This window comes from Reyranella sp. CPCC 100927, from assembly GCF_007859315.1.
Lineage (GTDB): Bacteria > Pseudomonadota > Alphaproteobacteria > Reyranellales > Reyranellaceae > Vineibacter.
The window spans coordinates 38,556-56,835 of the sequence record NZ_VOHA01000019.1 but is presented as its reverse complement, the minus strand read 5'-3'; the positions used below and the strand labels follow the sequence as shown (position 1 = coordinate 56,835).

The window sequence follows — 18,280 nt, the reverse complement described above, 5'->3', positions numbered from 1 at the left end:
CGCCCGCGCTCCCAGAAACCCCCGATAACGATGTGTGAATCCGACAGCCGCGCAGCGGGCGAAAGGGCTTTCCGTTACATCGCCAGCCAATCCAGCAACGCACGGTTGACCACATCGGGCTGCTCCATCGTCGACAGATGACCGCAATCTTCGACCACCGCCAGCCGCGCCGATGGAATCGCCGCCGCGATTTCTTCTGACAGGACCAGCGGCGTTGCGGCGTCCTGCCGGCCACACAACACCAGTGTCGGACACTGGATCGCCGCCAGTCCCGGGCGACTGTCGCTGCGCGTCATCACGGCCTGCTCCTGGCGGATATAGGTGGCGGCGCCGACACGGCGCATCATCTTCAGCGCCCGATCGATCAGGATCGCATCGCCCAGCCGCGTCATCGGCACGAAGCGCGACAGCTGCAGCCCCAGCATGATGTCGACATGCCCGGCCCGCACCAGGGCGATGCGGCCGGCGCGAATGGCGTGCTCTTCGTCGACGATGCCGCGCGCGCTGGTATCGAGCAGCGCCAGTCGCATCACCCGCTGCGGTGCCTGGCGCATGATCTCCATCGCGATCATGCCGCCCATCGACAGGCCGGCGAGCGCGAACTGCGGCGGCGCGGCGGCCAGGATCGCCGCCGCGATGGCGCTGACCGTCGGGTACCGCGTCTGCTCCATGGTGATCGCCACATCGGCGTGCGGCGCCAGCGCCGAAAGCTGATCGTGCCAGAGATCCTCGTCGCACAGCAGGCCGGGCACGAGAACGAGCTTCTGCTTTGTCATGGCAGCACCCCGTCGGGAGACATCAATGTCCCGACAGGATAGAGGCGCGCAACCCAGTTCGGAAAGAGGCGCTCAGGCCGCGACGCGTTCGGCCTGGGCCATCTGGCGCTGCAGCAGGTCACGGAACGGACCCGCGCGGCGTGCCAGATCGGACGGCGTGCCGTCCTGCACGATGCGGCCGGCGTCCATCACCACGATGCGATCGAAGTCGCGCAGGGTCGACAGCCGATGCGCAATGGCGATCACCGTGCGATCGCGCATCAGGCGCGCCAGCGCCTCGTGGATCGCCTGTTCGGATTCGCTGTCCAGCGCCGACGTCGCCTCGTCGAGCAACAGGATCGGCGCATCCTTCAGGAAGGCGCGGGCGATCGCGATGCGCTGGCGCTGGCCGCCCGACAGCTTCACGCCGCGATCGCCGGCGATGGTCGCGAAACCCTGCGGCAGCGCGGCGATGAAGCCCTTGCAGCCCGCCGCCTCGGCAGCCGCCTCGACCTCGGCCTCGGTCGCATCCGGCCGGCCGTAGCGGATATTTTCGAGGATCGAACGATGGAACAGCGAGATGTCCTGCGGCACCAGCGCGATCGCATCGCCCAGGCTCTGCTGCGCGAGTTGCCGCACGTCCTGGTCGCCGATGCGAATGCAGCCGTGCTGTACGTCATAGAAGCGCTGCATCAGGGCCAGTACCGTCGACTTGCCCGAGCCCGACCGGCCGACCAGGCCGACGCGCTGACCCGGTGCAACCTGCAGGCGGAAGTTGCGCAATACCGGGCGGCTGCCGGGGTAGCTGAAGTCGACGCCGTCGAACTCGACCCGACCGCCGCGCACCGACAGCGATGTCGCATCGGGATGCTCGCGCATCTCGTGCGGCAGCAGCAGCGTCGAGAGCGCCTCGCCCAGCCGGGCCACGTGCTGCGTGATCTCGACCAGGGCCACGGCCAGATCCCGCGACGCGTGCAGGATGGTGAAACCCAGCGCGCAGACCAGTACCACGTCGCCCGTCGTGACGGCGCCGCGTTGCCACAGGAGCAATGCCCATCCCAGAACGCCGGCCGTCAATGCCGCGGTCATCGCCGCATGCAGCAGCCGCAGCTTCTCGAGATAACGCAGGCTGCGCTGGCGCGCGTCCATCTCGTCGTGGACCGTCGTTGCAAAACGCTGACGTTCGCGCATGGTGGCACCGAAGGCACGCACGACGCCGATGTTGCCGATGATATCGACCAGTTCGCCGTCGACCAGCGCCGCCTTGCTCGCGAACGTGTGATGCAGCTTCTGGCCCCGACTGGCCAGCTTGAACATCACCAGCACGATGATACCGGCAATGACCACCAACGTTCCGGCCAGAGTGGGATCGACCGCACTCAGCAACGCGATCGAGCCCATGGTCGCGACGGCCGGCGGCATGACGTTCCAGGTGAACATGGTTTCCGTCGTGTACACGGCATTCGCGGTCGCGGTGATGCGGCTCGCCAACATGCCGGGCAGGCGATCGACAAAGTAACCGTGCGCATGCCCGGTGAGATGACGAAAGAGATCACGTCGCAAATCGCCGGTCACCGTGACAAATGCGTGGCTGGCGGCCCAACCACCCACGCGCCACGATAGATTGTCGGCGGCGATCAAGCCGGTGAGCAGCATGAACGCCGTCCACACAGGATCGTTGGCATCGGGTGTCGATGACAGCACGTCGATGAGATGCTTGATGGCGTATTGCGATGAGATGGCGCAGCCAACGGCGACAAGAACCGAGAGGATGACGATCGTATGCGATGGCGCGCGGTGGCGCACATACCGCAAGATGAACGCCAGCGGTTTGAAGGCGTAGGCCGTCAACGCATTACTTGTGCCGATGGTTCCTTCATCGCTGGTAGAAAAAACATGTGAGGCTTCGTTTCGGCCGCGATCTTGCATTTGCCTCAATCTCCTGCGTAGATCGGTTGGCGTTACCGTGTGGCGTTTCGATGTAAGCAGTGACGCGGGCCGGCGACTGAAGTTGCTACCGGTAGAGACGCATCCAGAGTCTGGCGCCAAGTCCGGCGCTCATAAGCACGATAATCAACGCACTTGTCAGTCACAACACTGAACCTTTTTTCCAGAAGGTGCTATCACATGCGCATTGCCCAGATCGCTCCGCTCACCGAAGCCATTCCGCCCAAGCTTTATGGCGGTACGGAACGAGTCGTCTCTTTTCTGACAGAAGAGCTGGTGGCGTTGGGCCACGACGTAACGCTGTTTGCCAGTGGCGATTCTGAGACCGCGGCGGAACTCGATGCCGTGTGGCCGCGCGCACTGCGGCTGGATCCCAGTGTGCGCGACCCCATGTCGCTGCATATGCTGCTGCTGGAACGCGTGCGCCAGCGCGCGCATGAATTTGATCTGCTGCATTTCCATCTCGACTATTTTCCATTCTCGCTGTTCACGCGTCAGCGCACGCCGTTCGTGACCACGCTGCATGGCCGCCTCGATCTTCCCGAGCAGCAGCCGGTGTTCAGTGCCTTCTCGTCGGTCCCGGTCATTTCGATCTCCGACGCCCAGCGACGACCACTGCCGCAGGCGGGATGGATCAAGACCGTGCAACACGGCTTACCGGAAAAACTGCTGATGCCGCAGCCCGTGAAGCCGTCATACCTGGCGTTCCTCGGACGCATCGCACCGGAGAAGTGCGTCGATCGCGCCATCCGCATCGCGCAGCTTTGCGGCTTGCCGCTCAAGATTGCGGCCAAGGTCGACAAGGCCGACACGTCGTACTTCAAGAAGGAGATCGAGCCGCTGTTGGCCCAGCCGCATGTCGACTTCATCGGCGAGATCAGCGACTCGCAGAAATCGGAATTCCTCAGCGGCGCCATCGCCTTGCTGGTGCCGATCGACTGGCCCGAGCCGTTCGGACTGGTGATGATCGAAGCGATGGCGTGCGGCGCACCGGTGATCGGCTTCAACCGCGGCTCGGTGCCGGAGATCATCGACGAAGGCGTGACCGGCTTCATCGTTGAGGATGAAGTGGGCGCCGTTGCCGCCGTGCAGCGCCTGCCCAAGCTGTCGCGCACCGCTATTCGCCGCCAGTTCGAACGGCGCTTCACCGCGCGGCGCATGGCCGAGGACTACGTGCACGTCTACACCGCGCTCGCGCGGCGCGATCATCATCACCTGCGCGTCGTCGCCACCTGAGCAAGATCGCACGCTGACGCCGGCCGACGAACCGCGGCTCCCGGTGCGCTCATGAGGCGCGCCGGGAGCCGCTTTCGTTTTCACCGGGCTTGACTTTCGTGTCAGAAGATATATCTTACGATATATGTTCTACGAAAGGATAAACCACATGCGTCATCATCGGGATTGCGGTCACGGCAGCCCGTTCGAGCGGTCCTGGACCGACAACATGCGCAGTTTCATCGGCCGTCACCGTCACGGGCGGGGCTTTCGGATGTTCGCCGAGGGCTTCGGCGAAGACGGCGGCCCCGGCGGCCGCCGCTTCGGCATGAGCCGCAAGCTGGGCGCCGGCGACCTGCAGCTGCTCATTCTGAACCTGCTGGCCGAGCAGCCGCGCCATGGCTACGAAATCATCAAGGCGCTGGAAGAACGGTCATCCGGCTTCTACAGCCCGAGTCCCGGCATGGTGTACCCGGCGCTGACCTATCTCGAAGAGCTCGGCCACGCGACAGCCGAAGCCGAGGGCACGCGCAAGCGCTACAGCATCACCGACAGCGGCCGCGCCTATCTCGAGGAGAATCGCGGTGTGGTCGACGCGCTGCTGGGCCAGCTCGCGCACATCGGCAGCCGCATGGAACGTGTGCGCCGCGCCTTCGCCGGCGAGGATGTCGAGGACGATCCGCGCGGCACGGCCTCGGAACTGCGCGGTGCCCGCCACGAACTGCGTGGCCTGCTGCGCGAGAAGCGCCACGCACCATTGGACGAGCAGCGCCGCGTCGCCGCCATCCTGCGCCGCGCCCTCGCCGAGATCAGAGGGCAGTAGCACCCCCTGGGAGCGCGGGCCTGGGCTCGGCTGCGACCCGGGACTGTCATCCCGAGCGTAGCGCGGGATCTTTCGATGCGGGCGCACCGTGCGTCACTTGCAGAAGATCCCTCGCGCCGCTCGGGATGACGGCTGTGTCTAGGACAACCTCTTGCTCATCAGCTTGCGTTCGGTGATGCCGTAACCGCGGCTGCGATAGAGCGCCTCGGCGCGCGCATTGTCGCGCGCCACCTCCAGATGCAGCGCCCGCACACCGCGTTCGGCGGCGATCCGCTCCAGCATCGCCATCGCTGCGGCGCCGAGCCCACGGCCGCGTACCGCCGGCACCAAATAGAGGTCGTCGATGAAGCCGTCGCGACCGCCATGCTCGATGCTGAAACCGAAGGTCAGCACCGCATAGCCGACACGCGCGCCGTCGGCGCACAGGAACCACGCCAGGGCCATCGGATCGCCGGCGCAGACCACGTGCACGGCCCGCGCACCGGCATCGCTCAACGCGTGGCCATCCTCGGCGTGAAACGCGCGTGCCATGGCCAGCAACGGCTCGACATCATCTTGTGTCACCGGCTGCAGCGTCAGCGTAGTGCCCGTGGTCATGACACACCGCTCAATCGATGCCAATCGGCCGCGTCACCACGCGGGTGCCGCCGGCCCACAGCGGCAGATGAGTCATCTTGACGCCGGGACCGCCGGTCACGATCACATGGATCGCCCCGGGCGCGGCCGCCACCGCGTGCGCATCGAACAGATGACGTTGCACGCGGGCGAGGTCCCAGCCGTGCTGGACGAGGAAGCGCGCGAGTTCCGGCGGCAGCAGCAGCACCTGCTCGCCGCGCGCGGGCTTGCGCGCAGCGACCGATGCGGCCACGGCCATCGCCGTGGCGACTGACCGCAGGATCGCTTCGGGCGTGTCGCCGTCACCCGCCGGCAGGATTTCCGCCGTTCCCGATACGCCGAGCACGCTCACCGCGTCGGCGCCCATGCCACGGCGTAGCGGCAGCGGCGGAAAGATCGCCTCGTCGTTCTCGGCGAAGCAGAACGTGTACTTGCCCGGCTGGCCCATGGTCGCCATGTCGCCGACCTGCGGCCGCGCACCGCCGATATTGCGCAGGACCAGCGCCAGCGCCCGACCGATGGTGGCGTTGGCGCGCACGCCTGGCCCCAGGCAATTGGTGCCGCCATTGATGCCCAGGGTCCGCGCCATCGGCCCGTGCACCAGCATCGCCACCGCCGTGGTGCCGGTTGTGGTGAGAATGCCCAGCAGGTTGAAGTCGGCTTCCAGGCAGGCCATGGCCGCGGTCAGCACCGCCGGCAGATCGCCCGGTCGCGCGCCGGCCAGCACACAGTTGTAGGCAACGGCTGCCGGCGTGAGCTCGCCGAACAGCGGCGGCATCGGACCGCGACTGCGGCCAGGCTGGTCGATGCCGGCCAGCATGGCTTCGAGCCGGCGCTGCGTCGGCATCACCAGCGGCAAACCGTCGCCGAGACCCTGCTCGTCCAGCGTCGCCTGCGCCGTCTCCCACGACGTCGACTCGTCAAACAGCAGCAGCGCGTCATCCGTCATGGCGAGCACTCGGCACAAGACCGACACGAGCGCATCTCGGCCTGGTGGAAGTCATCCCGAGCGCAGCGAGGGATCTCCGGGGTAAAGGAGTCTCCGTTCGCGGGAGATCCCTCGCTGCGCTCGGGATGACCGTCTGGTCGGACTATTCGAACGAGAGGCGCGCTAGTTGCCGCGCGCCACGCGGAAGCCTGCGTAGTTGACACGCACGCCGGCCGGGCCGGCGCGGCGGGCCGCCGTCCGCGCAAACCACGCGGCCTCGGCCCAGTTGCCGCCGCGCACGACGTGCTTGGAACAGTCGCCGCCGTCGTCCCACGAGCGGCCATCCGTCGGCGCCCCGTTGTAGCTGGCATGATGGCAGTCCGACTGTGCCTGAAGCACGTTGCCCAGCATGTCGTAGAAACCCCAGGGATTGGCCGCGAACGACCCGACGGGCGACGTGTAGACGTAGCCGTCCGAACACTGGAAATAGTTGTTGCGGTCCTTGGTGATGCGCAGGCCGTCGACGAAACTCTTGTCCGACACGTTTTCATAGCGGCAGGCGTCGGCCGCGAAATCGCCCCAGTAGCGCGCCGTTGTCGTCCCAGCGCGTGCCGCGTATTCCCATTCCGCTTCCGACGGCAGCCGGTAGTCCTTGCCGGTCGTCTTGCGCAGCCACTCGACGTAGGCACGCGCATCGTTCCACGACACACACACCACCGGGTGCTGGTCGGTCTGCGGGAATCCCGGGTTGCGCCAGTTTCTTCCCTGTGTATCGGCATAGCCACCGCCGTTGGTCACGATGATGCAGGACGCGCCGGCATCATAGCCGGTTGCCGCCACGAATGCGGCAAACTCGCCGCGCGTCACGGGATACCGGCCGAGCGCGAAGTCCCTGCCGATCGTCACCGGGTGCTGCGGCAGGCTCGCCCCACGGCTATCCGAGGGCGCCTCCACCCGGTCTTCCTCGCCCGGCGTCGTTCCCATCACGAAGCTGCCGCGCGGCACCGCCAGCATCTGGGGACAGTGATCGCAGTCGCGGAACGGCTGCTGCGTCCGCAGGCGGCTGATGCGCTCCGCGGCGCTGCGCGCATCGACGACAAAGCGTCCCGCCGGATACCGGCGGAGGTATTCTTGATAGCCGCCATCCGTGTTGGCGTTCGTGGCCTGGGCCCACGCCTCGGCCTCGATGCGCTCGACCTCGCGGCGCGCGTCAGCGGCAAAGCGGCCAGCGGGATAGCGGTCGAGGTAGGCGCGATAGCCGGCGTCGGTGTTGATACCGCGCGCTTGCGCCCAGGCATCCTCCTCGCCTTTGTTTTGTTGCTCCAGCGTGGCGATCGCCTGGCGTGCCTCCGCGGCATGACTGCCTGTCGGATACCGATTCATATAATCCTGGTAGGCAGCGGCGGTGTTGGCGGCCTTGGCCTGCGCCCACGCCTTCTCATGCAGCTCGACCCGCTCGCGTTCGGCGCGAGCGCGGTCTTGCAGCACGACATAGCCGCCGCCACCGACGGCCAGGCACAGCACCACCACAGCCGCGATGGCCGGCCACAACCACGCCCGCCGCCGCGGCGTCGCCGGCGCATGGTCCATGCGCCGCGTCGCGGGGTCTGTCGGCATCGCGGCAGGCGATGCCGCTGCGCCCGCGAACAGTGCGCGCCACTGGACGATCGACTGCGGCCGGGCATCGGCCTTCAAAGCCAGACCGGCATCGATCGCCGCCAGCAGGCCGGGTGCATAGCTGCCGCGGCCGGCCTCGACCGCCGGTACCAGCCGGTCGGTGACCATGCGATCGAGCGCCGGCGGCGGCGGCACGCCCGCGATGCAGTGATAGAGCGTGCCGGCCAGCGCGTAGATATCCGTCCACGGCCCTTGCGGTGCAGCCGACATCTGCTCGAAGGCGGCGTAGCCCGGCGTATAGACCGCGGTCATCGCCTGGGTGCGATCCTGCAAGGCCATGCGCGAGGCGCCGAAGTCGATCAGCGACGGCGCGCCCTGCGCGTCGATCAGGATATTAGCCGGCTTGATATCGCGATGGAGGAAGCCCGCCCGATGCACTTGCTCCAACCCGTCGAGCAGCGGATAGAGCAAACGCTCGATGACCGGTTGCGGCAAACGCCCGTCGCGACGCAGCCGCGCTTCCAGAGTCTCGCCCGGCACCAGGGCCATGACCATGTAGGCCGTGCCGTTGGCTTGCAGGAAGTCATAGACGTTGACGATGCCCGTCGCATGCTCCAGGTGCGCCAATGTCTTGGCCTCGGCCAGGAACCGGTCGCGGCCCCAGCGGAAATCGTCGGCCAACTGGGTCGAATGCGGCAGCACCATCGAATCGGACTGGCGCGCGGCGAAACTGGTCGGCAGGTACTCCTTGATCGCCACATCGCGGTCGAGCTCGGTGTCCCGGGCGCGATACGTGATCCCGAAGCCGCCCTGCCCCAGCACCGATACGATCTGATACTTGCCGATACGGCTGCCCGCTGGCAGCGCGATCAAGTTACCGTCGGGTGCAGCACCCTGCGAACGCTGTGCGGGCGTCGTCCATTGGACCTTGTCGACCACGGTCGCACCCTCATAACTGATCAATTGCTCACTATCTATCGGGTGACCACAGCGTGTGCAAGCGCAGCCGGGTGCGGCAAATCGCATCCGGCGCTGTCTCTGTTTGCGTGCGTGCGCGACTAGCCGCCGGCGATGCGGACGGACGGCACCGCGGTGCCGCCGAACGACGGGATCCACGCCGAATGCTTGCCGGCACCACCGGCCACCAGGATGTGAATGTCATCCGGCGTCGGCGCGATCTTGTAGTAATCGTTGACCGGCACGTGGTCCGAGCCGGCGTAGCTCTCCTGGTTTTCCTTCGAGACGCGCGAGACATGCACGCGGGCCCGCTCGAACAGGCGGTTCTGCATGCCCTCGATTGTCCAGCCGTCGCGATGCAGCGTTTCGGCATGCTCGGGTCCCAACACCAGGACGTACGGCCCCTTGCCGTAGATGGTGTTGGCACCGGACTGCGCGATCGTGTTCTCGATCGTGGTCATGATGCCTTCGCCCGAGGTGCTGCCGTGGTCGTTGATGTTGTGCGGCGCTTCGCCCGCCATCGCCGTCACCACGCTGTCGCCGGCGGCGAAGCCGCGCCGCACGTGATACGGCGTCCACGGGCTCTCCTCCTCGTTCTCGCCGAAGCAATAGGCGTATTTCGCTGGCGATCCGTGGGTGGCGCGATCCATCAGGCCGGGCTTGGCGCCGCCGACATTGAGCAGGATCAGCTGCAGCGCCCGCCCGATCGTGGCGTTGGCGCGCCATCCCTGGCCGAAGCAGTTACTGCCGCAGTTGATGTCGAGCGTCTGGCGGATCGGGCCGCTGACCAACAGCATCGGCGCGCAGGGATGCGTCGTGGCCAACGTGCCGTGCAGGTTGTAGTTGGGTGTCAGCACCGCGCGCAGCGCTGCCAGCACGACCGGAAAATAGTCCGGCTTGCAGCCGGCCATCACGGCGTTGGCCGCCAGGCTGCCCAGCGTCGGCACCACTTGGCGGGGCGATACGGGCGCGAACGGTTCGTTGTCGCCACGACAGACGGCAACGAACTTGTCGACCGCGGCCTGGGTCGGGATCGCCAGCGGCATGCCGTCGCCCCAGCCGTGCTCGAGCGCCAGCTCGTTCCATGCCTCGGCGTCGACATCGGGAATGTCGATCAGCTCGGTCTCCGGCGTGTCCTTCATGATGGGTCCTGTGTCTCTTCCCCAGCTCTGATGGGGAGGTGCCCCGATACGACGTTTCGACGTTTGGCGTCGAAACGTCGGTGGGAGACGACGTGGTCTGGGTAACTGAGACTCCGTCGGGTTCCTTTCACCCCTTCGGGCTCCTGCCCCACTGGATGGGGAGGTTATGTACCGATGGCCGCGATCAACCCGTTCGACGCCGTTGCGATCCGCTCGGCAAGTTCCTCGGCATTGAGACCGCCGATCGGGTGCTTCACAATAATCAGTTTCGGCTCGATCTTGCGGGCCTTGGCCTGCGCCAGGACCAGCGGCCGGAACGTCTCGGTGGCGATCACATAGGCCGCCACGCCACGCTTTTGCAGTTCAACGAAGTCGTGGAAACTCCACGATGAGCAGGAGCCTCAATCGGCTATCGCCAGCAGCGCACCCCTGTAGTTGGCGGCGACCTGCTCGATCAGTTCGGCCGGTGCGCCCTGGCTGGCGCTGTTCTTGTGCACGAACGTGATGTTGTCGACCGGGCGCAGATCGGCCAGCCGGGCGCGGATGCCTTCGAGCAGCTCGCGCGCATTGGGCTTGGAGTTGGAGAACAACGCGATCGGATCGGCACGCCAGTCGACCGGCTTGACGGCGACTGTCTCGCCGCCGCTCGCCGATACGCCGAAAGTCGGATTGACGATGCGCATGCGCACCTCCCTAGCTGGTCTTCAGTTCCGCCACCGCGGCATGCCCGGCACGCTCGCCATCGGCGATCGCGCTGGCGATCCGCTGCGGCGCCCGGGCCCGCACGTCGCCCGCAGCGAACAGCGTGCGGCCCGGCAGCCGCAAGTCTTCATCCGCCATGATGTGGCCCATGCCGTCGAGGTCAAGCGACCCACGTGCAAAGCTGACCGCCGGAATCCGCTGCGTGTAGACAAAGACGGCCCGCGCCGGCAGGACGTCGCGGCCACTGTCGCGCGCGATCGTGACGGATTGCAGCCCGTCCTCGCCGTCGAGCGCCACGATGCGGCCCTCGACCATGTCGATGTTGCCCAGCGCCGTCGCGGTCGCCACCCGCTCGTGCGCGCCGAACACGGGGCCGCCGGAATGCACCATCGTCACCCGCGCGGCAACCTGCGCCAGCTCGATCGCCTCCTGCATCGCCCAATGGTCGGTGCCGGCGACGATCACATCCTGCCCGGCGTAGAGCGGCCCGTCGCAGGCGGCGCAGAACGACAGACCGCGTCCCTCGAAGCCCGCCTCACCGTCGATACCCAGCGCGCCTTGCGTCAGTCCGGTGGCGATGATCACGCCGCGGGCGCGATGCTCGCCATCGTCCGTCGCGACCACCCAGCCCTCGCCGTCACGCCGCAACGCGCCAACCTCGGCGACGGCCAACTCGGCGCCGGCCTCCAGCATGGTGTCCGACAGGCTCGCAACCAGGTCTGGACCGGTGGTGCCCGCCGGCAGGTCCGGCGTGTCATGAAGTGGCCCGAAATTGATCAGCTGGCCGCCGGGGCCGAGCCGATCGATGCACATGCACGCCAGCCCCGCGCGCGCCACGACAGACGCTGCACTGAGGCCGGCCGGACCGGCGCCGATCACGATGACATCCCACATGCGGCTCATGCCATCGACTATGCGACAGGTCGCGCGCTCGCGCCATACCGGCCGGCCCGGACATCGGGCGGCCGTGCGCTCGTGTGAGTCGCGACTGTCATCCCGAGCGTAGCGAGGGATCTTCCAGACGTGGCGCACCGTGCGTCTGCATCAAAAGATCCCTCTCCTGAGCCTGTCGAAGGGGCGCCCGGGATGACAGTTATTCCTGACGCTAGACTAGCGGCTCTTGATGGTTTCGAGGATCGGCAGCAGATGGCGCACGAAGGCGTCGGGGTTTTCCGACATCGGGAAATGGCCGACGCCTGGCATCGCCGCCCACGTCGAGCCGGCGATCGCCGCATGCGCGGCCTGGCCATGCTCGATCGAGCCGCTCCAGTCGTATTCGCCGTTGAGGATGTGCACGGCGGTTCGGCCGGTGTCGATGTTCGCCGCTTCGGCACGCAGGTCGTAGTCGGCCAGATAGTAATGCAGGTCTCCGAGGAACGCCGGTGGCCATCCGGCGGCGTAGACGTGGCTGGTTTCCTTGCGGTAGGCCTCGGGCGATGTCGGACTCATCAATGAGTCCATCATGCGCGCCTTGTACTCGTTGCTGACCTGGGGATGCCACAGCGCGCTCAGCGCTTCCAGGTCGGCATCGACCTTCAGCGCACCCTCCACCGAGATCACCGCACGGAACACCTCGGCATGATGCCGCGCCAGGTCCAGCGCCAGAAGACCACCGACCGAGCACCCCATGAACACCGGACGATCGAGCTTGAGCACCGATGCAAGCGTCACCGGGATCGTACGCAAGAACGCGGCCGTCAGGCGGTACTCGCTGGCCCACCATTGGGGGCCGACGGGCGGCAGCGACTTGCCATGGAACGGCAGGTCATAGGCGATCAGCCGGAAATGGTCGGTAATCTCGGGCCGCTCGAACAGGTGGCGCCACTGCGCGCCATGACAGCCGGCCGTGTGCTGCAGCAGGAGCGGGATGCCCGCCCCCGCCTCCTCGAAATAGACACGGTAGTCCGCGCCGCCAAGCTGCAGGTGCACGTAGCGCCCGACCGGACTGTCGAAACGTCCCGCCGCGACCGGCGGCGGCACTGCTCCCGACGACCTTGGCGGCCGCAGGAGTTCGATGGCGCGCATCACGGCCGGATAGTACTGCGCATAGACGACCGGATCGCCTTCCAGCGCCATCTGGCCTGCCATGACCAGCGGCGCGATGTCATTGACGAAGCGCAGTGGCGTGGCCGCAAGCAGGGCGTCCCATGCTTCTTGAGGCGCTGCGAGATCGATGACGCCAGCCCCCTGCCGGCCGGGATCACCGGCACGCGGCGCGCCGTTGGCGAGCGTCACGCCCAGGAGTGTCTCGCCCAGGCGCAGCCGCATGCCGCCGTTCCAGAAACGGGCAGCGAGACGAAATTCCCCGTCGGCGGCGCACAGCGCGGCAAGGTTCTCCGATGTTCGGGCCGGATATGCAGACATGGAACACCTCCCTCATCGCCCACCATGCCCGCAGGCTATGGCAGTGGCCGCACGGTCCGTAACACGTCCCCTGCGCCTCAACGAGGACCGCGCCGAATCCATCACATCCATGATCGCTATCCGCTGAACACGTCCACCAGCACTGGCGATGGCATGTGTCGAGCGGGCCTTGTACGGTGCCGCATGCTCGGCGTTCTGCTCGCGTTGGCCGCCGCTGCCATCTATGGCGCCGGCGACTTCGTCGGTGGACTGGCGGCACGGCGCGCTTCTGTTCTTTTCATCGTGGGCGTCGGCCAGATCGCGGGCCTCGTCACGTTGGTGGTGCTGGCCGCGCTGCTGCCGGCGTCCGGCGTACTGCGGCCCGATCTGATCTGGGGCGCGGCCAGCGGCATATCGACGGCGATCGGCATCACCCTGCTCTACCAGGCACTGGCCACGGGACGCATGAGCGTGGTGGCGCCGGTCACGGCGCTGTCGGCGTTGTCGCTGCCGGTCCTGTTCGCCTACGGCAGCGGCGACTGGCCGGGCTGGCTGCCGACGGCAGGCATCGCCCTGGCTGCCCTGGCCGTGGCGCTGATCAGCCGCGAGGCGGATCGCACCGGCATGGCCGCCGGCTCGGCCCGCCGGGCACTGGGCCTGTCGATCGCCGCCGGCCTCGGCATCGGCGTCTTCTACGTCACGATGAAGCAGACCGGCGACGGATCGGGGTTGTGGCCGCTGGTCGCCGCGCGCATCACCTCGGCGGCGATCTTCACCGGCGTGGCGCTGGCCATGGTGCGGCGCTGGCGGCAGGCCCCGATGCCGGCAGCGGCGTTGTGGGGATGGGCTGTTCTGTCGGGCGCCTTCGACAGCGCCGCCAACGCGCTTTACTTGCTGTCCAGCCGCGCGGCGCCGCTGGCCATCGTCGCAACCCTGACCTCGCTCTACCCCGCCAGCACCGTCCTGCTGGCGCGCCTGCTGCTGCACGAGCGCCTGCGGCCGGTGCAAGTCGTCGGTCTCGCGGTCGCCGTGGTCGCGGTCGTGATGATCGTCTACGGTCGGTAGTTTTTCGGACCGCGAGCGTCCACGCCCGCACGCGCCCGTCGCGAAGCGGAGAGCGAAAGATCGTCGGCGCTGGCGCGCCCCTGCGCGCGTGGACGCCCGTGGTCCAAACCAAACTACTCCGCCGCGGCGCGGGCTGGCGTCGTCTTCAGCACGGCAGCAGCGGCGTCGGCGACCACGGTCCCCTCGAAGAACCGCGGATTCTGCGTGCCCCACAAACGCACGGCGTTGGCGAAGGTGAAGTCGCGGAAATCGTCTGACGTGATCAGATCGTCCTCGACCAGTTCGTAGGCATGGGGCACGGGGCTCAACATATCGGGTACGTCGAAATGCCCGATATCCGAGCTGAAGATCGCATTGATGCGCGCTCCGAACGGGTTGGCGCGCCCGAACGCCGTCACGTTCATGCGGTCATCGGCTTCGCAGCCGAAGTAGTACGGCGTGGCGTAGAGATCGATCCAGTCCGCCTTGCGCGTGATGTCGCACGCCGCGTAGTCGTCCAGCACGGCGACGCCGCCCGTCAGTTCGTCCTCCTCGCGGCTGGGCCAGCCATCGCGCCGCGCCAGTTCGGCGGCGATGTCGTCATAGCCGTACTGGTCCACGAGGCTCTTGAGCAGCGCGCGATCGAGCTTCTTGGGATCCATGTAGGCGATGCCCTCGCGACCGCGCCGCTCCCAATGCTCGATCAGGTCGGCGAACAACTGACAGCCCCAGCCGACGCCGCCTTCGAGGAACGCGAAGCGCAAGTCGGGGAAACGCCGCGTCACGCCGCCGAGGAACAGCGCCTTGGCCAGGGCGTGCCCCGCTTCAGCGAAGTGGCCGATATGATTGAACGTGAAGTTGCTGGGCGAATTGCGCAGGCCAAAGCCGCGGCCGCCGACATGGAAGGTGGGCGCAATGCCCAGCTCGCGGCATTTCTGCCAGACCGGGTCGTAGTTGTGGTCGCTGTCGAGCGCCAGCATCTCGTAGGTCACGGTGAAGCGCCCCAGCGCCGGATCGAGACCGTCGGCCGCGGCCAGCGGGCGGGCAAAACCGCCGCCGAACATGCCGACCTTGGCGCCGAGTTGCCGGGTGACATAGTCGAGTTCGGCGATCGCCTCGTCGGGCGAATGCATGGGGATGATCGCCGCCGGCGTCAGCCGGTCGCCCAATTTGGCGAAGTACTCGGCCGTCACGATGTTGAAGCCGCGCACCACGGCACGGCGCGTTTCGTCGTCGGCAATGCGCGGGATGCCCAGCCCGGCCGTTGGGTAGATGATGCCGAAATCGATGCCGATCTCGTCGAGCCGATCGTACAGCAGGCGCGGCATCATCGCCGTGGCGCGGTCACGGGTGTTGGTGGACTGGCGGGTCCAATAGCCTTCCATCGCCAACCCGCGCCGCTTGCGCTCGGCAACCGACACGCTGAGCGCATCGGATATCCGCCGCTGGGTTGCCAGGAACCCGTCCGCCGCCTTGTCGCCGGCGGCCTTGCGCATGCGCTCGGCGAAGACCGGCGTGTATTCGACCCAATGGCCGTCGGCATCGATGATGGGGTGCTTGAGACCGGCGCGAATCTCGCTCGCACTGCGACGAGGGCTCATGCTCGCCTCCATGGTCACGTGAAATTGCAGCGCAGTACAGAGAGGCAACGCAAACTGGCAACGGACCGTATCGCCGCTGGTCCGCGCCGACAACGCCACGGGCGATGCCGATCGTGCAGGGCCGCTGCGCGTTACACGCCGGCACCTGTAGCCGCGTCAGGCCGGCGTCGATATGCTGTGTTCAATGGTCAGGGCAGTCGACATGAGGACCGCTTGACGTGGATCCGGGAGTTCATCGCGGCACTGACGCGGGTCGATACGACCGCCGCGGGTGGCGCCCGGCGTGAACGGGACCTGCGGCTTGATTTCTTCCGCGGCCTGGCCCTGTGGTTCATCTTCCTCGACCACATTCCCGATAATGTCGTGAGCTGGCTGACCGTGCGGAACTACGGCTTCAGCGATGCCACCGAAATCTTTGTCTTCATCTCCGGCTACACCGCCGTGATCGCCTATGCCGGCATCATGCGCCAGGGCGGTTGGCTGCGCGCCACGGCCCGCGTGCTGGGCCGGGTGTGGCAGCTCTATGTGGCGCACATGATGCTGTTCGTCGTGCTGGCGGCGTCGGTCGCGTGGACGGCGGTCAGCCATAGCAAGGGTGATACATTTCTGGAGCACATGAATCTGACCGGCCTGGGTCAAATGCCCTACGAGACCCTGGTCCAGGCAGCCCTGCTCAAGTTCCGTCCGATCAATCTCGACGTCCTGCCGCTCTACATCGTGCTGCTGTTGAGTTTTCCGGTGATGCTCCCCCTGGTCATGCGCCGCCCCGGGCTCGCGTTGGGAATTTCACTCGCTGTGTACGTCGTTGCGCGCCGCATGGAGTGGAATCTGCCTGCCCATCCCGAGGGCAATACCTGGTTCTTCAATCCACTGGCCTGGCAATTGGTCTTCTATACAGGCGCAGCACTGGCCAGCACCGGGGACATCATCCAGCGCCTGCGCCCGGCGCACCTTGTGCTGGATGGCCTGGCGATCGCCTATTTGCTTGCGGCCGGGTTCGTCACGCTGGGCTGGCACATACCCGTGCTCGAAGCCTGGCTGCCGGATGCGATCGGACGGGTGATCTACCCGATCGACAAGACCAGCTTCGACCCGCTGCGGTTGATGCATTTCCTGGCGGTCGCCTACCTGGTCGCCCGCATCACGCCACCGGGCGCGGCCTTCCTGCGGCAATGGTACGCCGAGCCCCTGCGGCGGTGTGGCGAACACTCCCTGGCTATTTTTTGCCTCGGGACTTTCCTGTCCTTCGTTGGCTACGTCGTGGTCAGCACCTATGCAGAGACTGTATCACGGCCGATGCTGCTTGACGTCGCGGTCAGCGTCGCGGGACTCGCCATCATGGTGGGAGCAGGGTATTTTGCACATTGGTACAAGAGTCCCGATAAGCGTTCAGACACCAACCGCCGCTTGCCCCCCGCCCCGGCGTCCGTTGACGCCGCGCCTGAGACCGACGTGTCCGATCCTCGCCCGCTTCAGCCCGCCAAACCCGACGTCATCGATCTGGCCGCCAGTGCCGCGCGGCGCAGTGGTGCCCTGCTGGGCGCCGCGCTGGCGTCCCTGCTGTTGATCGCCGCGCCCGAGCCGGCGATGGCCGGCCCGGAAAAATGTCCGGTCGCACCCGAGAACCTGAACCTCGGCACGTCGTTGCCGCGGGTGAAGGCCGCCGTCCGCGAGCGCAAGAAAGTGGTGATCGTGGCGTTGGGCTCGTCGTCGACCCAGGGCCACGGCACCACGGCCGACGTCAACACGTATCCCCGCCAGATGGAGATCACGCTGGCGCGGCAGTTCCAGGACGTGCGCCTGAAGTTCAACATGTTCAACAAGGGGATCGGCGGCCAGGACGTCACCGAGATGCTGGAGCGGCTGGAACGCGACGTGATCGCGCGCGACCCCGACCTGGTGATCTGGCAGGCCGGCACCAACGCCGCCCTGCGTGGCATGCCGCTGGATGTCTTCAGGCTGAAGCTGTCGACGGGTGTCGAGCGGGTGAAAAAAACCGGTGCCGATGTCGTGCTGATGACGCCGCAATACGTGCCGGCCGTCATCGCGCTGACCAATGAGGATGACTACATCGGCGCCATGGAAACCATCGCGCGCGAGCAAAAGGCCGGCGTCTTCAAACGCTTTCAGATCATGCGTGACTGGGTGACCGGCGAACACATGCCCTACGCCCAGTTCATGGTGACGGACGGCCTGCACCTCAACGATTTCGGCAACCGCTGCATGGGCAAACTGCTGGCGAAGGCTGTCGGCATGACCATCCACGAGTGATTCCGCTCACTCTACTTGGAGTGCGTCATGTTGACGCATGACTGTGTCAATAGGGTTCTGAGGGCATTTCTGAGCCCGCGCTCTATTTGGTCCCGGAAACGGTGAAACTTCCCTCCGTTCCAGCATGTTTTAGCGGATCTTCTTAAACTGGCCGTGTACGCACACCGTATACGATCGGCGTTTTTGGAGATCTAGCGGTAGGACCCGTGCCCCGGAAGACAGAGCCGTGCCCCACCAGGGTTTCGAGAATAGAATCAGTAGTATACGAACGACCGGACGATTGCGCAGCACACAAACGAACCACAAAATCTAGTATGCTT

At 66.5% G+C, this 18,280-nt stretch carries 15 protein-coding genes; 4 read left to right on the top strand and 11 right to left on the bottom strand.

Going from position 1 to position 18,280, the window contains the following annotated elements; translation table 11 throughout:
- Positions 1 to 74: 74 nt before the first annotated feature.
- Complete coding sequence (locus FQU96_RS32430) at positions 75 to 776, bottom strand: alpha/beta fold hydrolase (RefSeq protein WP_146545540.1); 702 nt, start codon at positions 774 to 776, stop codon at positions 75 to 77.
- Positions 777 to 848: 72 nt separating this feature from the next.
- On the bottom strand, positions 849 to 2,606 hold the full coding sequence (locus FQU96_RS32425) for an ABC transporter ATP-binding protein (RefSeq protein ID WP_255468677.1): 1,758 nt from the start codon (positions 2,604 to 2,606) through the stop codon (positions 849 to 851).
- A 276-nt stretch (positions 2,607 to 2,882) separates the two neighbouring features.
- Here FQU96_RS32425 and FQU96_RS32420 point away from each other — a divergent pair, with 276 nt between their 5' ends.
- Complete coding sequence (locus FQU96_RS32420; RefSeq protein WP_146545538.1) at positions 2,883 to 3,938, top strand: glycosyltransferase family 4 protein; 1,056 nt, start codon at positions 2,883 to 2,885, stop codon at positions 3,936 to 3,938.
- A 148-nt stretch (positions 3,939 to 4,086) separates the two neighbouring features.
- A complete protein-coding gene (locus FQU96_RS32415) occupies positions 4,087 to 4,740 on the top strand; it encodes a PadR family transcriptional regulator (protein WP_370461573.1) in 654 nt (217 codons plus the stop codon).
- 138 nt (positions 4,741 to 4,878) lie between these two features.
- Here the strand turns inward: FQU96_RS32415 and FQU96_RS32410 are convergent, their stop codons facing one another.
- The 8 genes from FQU96_RS32410 to FQU96_RS32375 all read right to left on the bottom strand — a co-directional run bounded on the left by FQU96_RS32410 (position 4,879) and on the right by FQU96_RS32375 (position 13,065).
- Positions 4,879 to 5,337, bottom strand: coding sequence for a GNAT family N-acetyltransferase (locus FQU96_RS32410; protein ID WP_146545536.1), 459 nt, complete (start codon positions 5,335 to 5,337; stop codon positions 4,879 to 4,881).
- Between the two features lie 10 nt (positions 5,338 to 5,347).
- On the bottom strand, positions 5,348 to 6,304 hold the full coding sequence (locus FQU96_RS32405) for a hypothetical protein (RefSeq protein WP_146545535.1): 957 nt from the start codon (positions 6,302 to 6,304) through the stop codon (positions 5,348 to 5,350).
- 162 nt (positions 6,305 to 6,466) lie between these two features.
- Positions 6,467 to 8,839, bottom strand: coding sequence for a bifunctional serine/threonine-protein kinase/formylglycine-generating enzyme family protein (locus tag FQU96_RS32400; protein ID WP_178130840.1), 2,373 nt, complete (start codon positions 8,837 to 8,839; stop codon positions 6,467 to 6,469).
- Positions 8,840 to 8,958: 119 nt separating this feature from the next.
- Complete coding sequence (locus tag FQU96_RS32395) at positions 8,959 to 9,999, bottom strand: hypothetical protein (RefSeq protein ID WP_146545533.1); 1,041 nt, start codon at positions 9,997 to 9,999, stop codon at positions 8,959 to 8,961.
- A gap of 164 nt (positions 10,000 to 10,163) precedes the next feature.
- Positions 10,164 to 10,346 carry a hypothetical protein gene (locus FQU96_RS32390; RefSeq protein WP_218574963.1) on the bottom strand — a complete coding sequence of 61 codons (183 nt, stop codon included), beginning with the start codon at positions 10,344 to 10,346 and terminating at the stop codon, positions 10,164 to 10,166.
- A 54-nt stretch (positions 10,347 to 10,400) separates the two neighbouring features.
- On the bottom strand, positions 10,401 to 10,682 hold the full coding sequence (locus tag FQU96_RS32385) for a hypothetical protein (RefSeq protein ID WP_146545531.1): 282 nt from the start codon (positions 10,680 to 10,682) through the stop codon (positions 10,401 to 10,403).
- Positions 10,683 to 10,692: 10 nt separating this feature from the next.
- Positions 10,693 to 11,604, bottom strand: a complete 912-nt coding sequence (locus tag FQU96_RS32380) for an NAD(P)/FAD-dependent oxidoreductase (protein ID WP_146545530.1) — start codon at positions 11,602 to 11,604, stop codon at positions 10,693 to 10,695.
- 207 nt (positions 11,605 to 11,811) lie between these two features.
- Positions 11,812 to 13,065, bottom strand: coding sequence for an alpha/beta fold hydrolase (locus FQU96_RS32375; RefSeq protein WP_218574962.1), 1,254 nt, complete (start codon positions 13,063 to 13,065; stop codon positions 11,812 to 11,814).
- A 183-nt stretch (positions 13,066 to 13,248) separates the two neighbouring features.
- On the opposite strand from FQU96_RS32375, the gene FQU96_RS32370 reads away from it, so the two are divergent.
- On the top strand, positions 13,249 to 14,109 hold the full coding sequence (locus FQU96_RS32370) for an EamA family transporter (RefSeq protein ID WP_178130839.1): 861 nt from the start codon (positions 13,249 to 13,251) through the stop codon (positions 14,107 to 14,109).
- Between the two features lie 113 nt (positions 14,110 to 14,222).
- Here the strand turns inward: FQU96_RS32370 and FQU96_RS32365 are convergent, their stop codons facing one another.
- Positions 14,223 to 15,689: an amidohydrolase family protein gene (locus tag FQU96_RS32365; RefSeq protein ID WP_178130838.1), complete on the bottom strand. Its 1,467-nt coding sequence runs from the start codon at positions 15,687 to 15,689 to the stop codon at positions 14,223 to 14,225.
- 213 nt (positions 15,690 to 15,902) lie between these two features.
- On the opposite strand from FQU96_RS32365, the gene opgC reads away from it, so the two are divergent.
- Positions 15,903 to 17,960: an OpgC domain-containing protein gene (gene opgC / locus FQU96_RS32360; RefSeq protein WP_178130837.1), complete on the top strand. Its 2,058-nt coding sequence runs from the start codon at positions 15,903 to 15,905 to the stop codon at positions 17,958 to 17,960.
- The last annotated feature ends 320 nt before the right edge of the window (positions 17,961 to 18,280 follow it).

What these genes read in the sequence shown, in the direction of transcription:
- FQU96_RS32365 (WP_178130838.1), bottom strand. Translation starts at nt 15,689, where the DNA reads ATGAGCCCTCGTCGCAGTGCGAGCGAGATTCGCGCCGGTCTCAAGCAC.
- FQU96_RS32415 (WP_370461573.1), top strand. Translation starts at nt 4,087, where the DNA reads ATGCGTCATCATCGGGATTGCGGTCACGGCAGCCCGTTCGAGCGGTCC.
- FQU96_RS32420 (WP_146545538.1), top strand. Translation starts at nt 2,883, where the DNA reads ATGCGCATTGCCCAGATCGCTCCGCTCACCGAAGCCATTCCGCCCAAG.
- FQU96_RS32395 (WP_146545533.1), bottom strand. Translation starts at nt 9,999, where the DNA reads ATGAAGGACACGCCGGAGACCGAGCTGATCGACATTCCCGATGTCGAC.
- FQU96_RS32380 (WP_146545530.1), bottom strand. Translation starts at nt 11,604, where the DNA reads ATGAGCCGCATGTGGGATGTCATCGTGATCGGCGCCGGTCCGGCCGGC.
- FQU96_RS32405 (WP_146545535.1), bottom strand. Translation starts at nt 6,304, where the DNA reads ATGACGGATGACGCGCTGCTGCTGTTTGACGAGTCGACGTCGTGGGAG.
- FQU96_RS32410 (WP_146545536.1), bottom strand. Translation starts at nt 5,337, where the DNA reads ATGACCACGGGCACTACGCTGACGCTGCAGCCGGTGACACAAGATGAT.
- FQU96_RS32375 (WP_218574962.1), bottom strand. Translation starts at nt 13,065, where the DNA reads ATGTCTGCATATCCGGCCCGAACATCGGAGAACCTTGCCGCGCTGTGC.
- FQU96_RS32385 (WP_146545531.1), bottom strand. Translation starts at nt 10,682, where the DNA reads ATGCGCATCGTCAATCCGACTTTCGGCGTATCGGCGAGCGGCGGCGAG.
- FQU96_RS32370 (WP_178130839.1), top strand. Translation starts at nt 13,249, where the DNA reads ATGCTCGGCGTTCTGCTCGCGTTGGCCGCCGCTGCCATCTATGGCGCC.
- FQU96_RS32430 (WP_146545540.1), bottom strand. Translation starts at nt 776, where the DNA reads ATGACAAAGCAGAAGCTCGTTCTCGTGCCCGGCCTGCTGTGCGACGAG.